This is a genomic window from Aquiflexum sp. (assembly GCF_041749095.1).
Lineage (GTDB): Bacteria > Bacteroidota > Bacteroidia > Cytophagales > Cyclobacteriaceae > Aquiflexum.
Map to the genome: position 1 here is coordinate 1 of NZ_JBGTCA010000540.1, position 2056 is coordinate 2056.

Genomic DNA, 2056 nt, shown 5'->3' on the forward strand with positions numbered 1-2056 from the left:
TCCAAATTTTCTTTAGGGTCAAATAGGGTATTGGCATAGGCAAGTTGAATTATATGAGGCTGAAATGTAGTAACTATCCCAGTTCTCCCAAACTCTACCCTTGCAGAGTCCAACAACCTCATCGCCACTTCCCGATTTGATTCTTTATTAAGGAATTCTTTTGCAGCATAGGCATACAGGGAGGACCTGTTGATGGCTTTATTGAATGGCCTCAACAAACTGTTGATTTCTTCAAAATTCCCGGAATTTGCCAAACCCTCTATAGCCGTTGCTATCAATCTTAGTGAATGATTGTTGATCTGATTTCCAAACTCCTTGGATCCGAGAATATTTAAAAGATTCTCCGGATTGATTTTTTGATAATAGGAAATCATGGCTTCCATTTCATTTTTTTGAAAAGCCATCTCCCCCAAATACAAATACAACCAATTCAGGTCGACCTGATCTATATTTTCTTTTTCTGAAAGTTCAGCTTCCAGCCTTTTAAAAATCTCAAATCGGGCCAGTTTGATCATGAAACCGTTTGTCCATATTTTGGAATTATATCCTAACAGCCATGTTGTAAAAAAATCTAGCTCAGTCTTATTAGGATACAAGGAATCTATTAACTGATTATCCAGTATATATTCCAAAAAGATATCTGAAAAGTAGAAGAAAAAGAAAGACCTTGGTTCCAATGGATGAAAACCAATTCTTAGATCAGGATAAATAAATAAAAATTTTTGAGGAACGATCATAATATCTGCACCCGAAACGCCAATTACAGAAGTGGTTTGCTCCAAATAGGATGGGGAAACTGACTTATAGTATTCAAAAGCTTTGTCAAAAAATTGGACAACTGACAGTTCATCTTTTTTCGGATCCTCATAGTTGATTCCCTTTAAAATACCTTCGTTTTTAAAGGAAAGGGCCATCAAAAAATTCCTCTCATTGGGATTTTTGATATCGGTAAGAACCGATTCTCTTTATTTTGAATAGAAATATCCAATCTGTGCCCGATCACTGAATTGAAGGTTTAGGTTTTGTCTATCATCCATAAACCCATACAAATGCAAATTAAATGATGTGTTTGAGGATTTTAGCATTCTTCCCAAAAGCCGTGCATAAAATTCCTCCGACGAAATGTTTTTTCTCAGAATATATCCTTTCACAAAATCGTCCAAAGCTTTAAATTGTCCAAATCTGTAAAATACTGTTGCAATATTGGCTGCATTATCCGCCCCTGCCGCATAATCCCCTTGGTAATAGTTTTGGGAATTTGCCAATAATACATCAATACAATCCAATACCTTTTCACTGTTTCCTTGCGATGCAAATAAATATGCCAATTGCTGATAAAGTCCATTGGATCTAAAGCCATAATTGGTAGCACCTCTCAGAAGCAGATTATCCGAATTAAAATTTACACTTACCCAATCCGATTGAATTTCCTTTTCAAAGGGCGAAAGGATTTGGATGAGTCTTTGGGTTTCATCAGGGGAAAATACCCTATAATTGACGGCATGTTCAAGTGCCAGGGTCAGATTAATGATGTCGGAGAAATCAGCCGGTTGGGTTTCAAGGACATGTAATACCATATTACCTGACCTTTTGGCATTCGATTCTCTCCAAGAATTTATTTGAGTATCGGGATTATAATAATATGCCAATTCCAAGGTAACCCGTAAATCATTCAATTCTTTTAAAATCGCTGAATATGAGGAGTTGACATTGCTTGGTACTGCATACTCCTCTGAGAGACTATCTGCAATGGCCAAACTTCTGAAAATTTCTTCTTTGGGTTCTACCCATCCTTGAAAAACCAGCATTGTGGCAATTCCATTGGCAATGTTGATTTTTTCAATCGGATCAGCAATGGCATTAATCACCTCATCAATACTTGTATGCTCAAGTTTCAACTGTTCAACAATGAGGGAAATTTTATTCTCAAATGCCACTTTTGGACTGTTTACCAACTTTATGGACTCCTCTTGAATGGAGTTTAGAATATATGAATTCTGTTGTCTCAGGTATTGCCTGATAGCAAAAGAACTGAAGACCAAAAAGGCAATCAAGG

The 2056-nt window shown here is 36.6% G+C and carries 2 protein-coding genes; both read right to left on the bottom strand.

Annotated elements, in window-relative coordinates:
• The coding region (locus tag ACEW8O_RS24195; protein WP_373497200.1) for a hypothetical protein at positions 1 to 914 on the bottom strand (914 nt) is incomplete at its 3' end.
• Positions 915 to 965: 51 nt separating this feature from the next.
• On the bottom strand, positions 966 to 2056 hold a 1091-nt coding region (locus ACEW8O_RS24200; RefSeq protein WP_373497201.1), incomplete at its 5' end, for a hypothetical protein.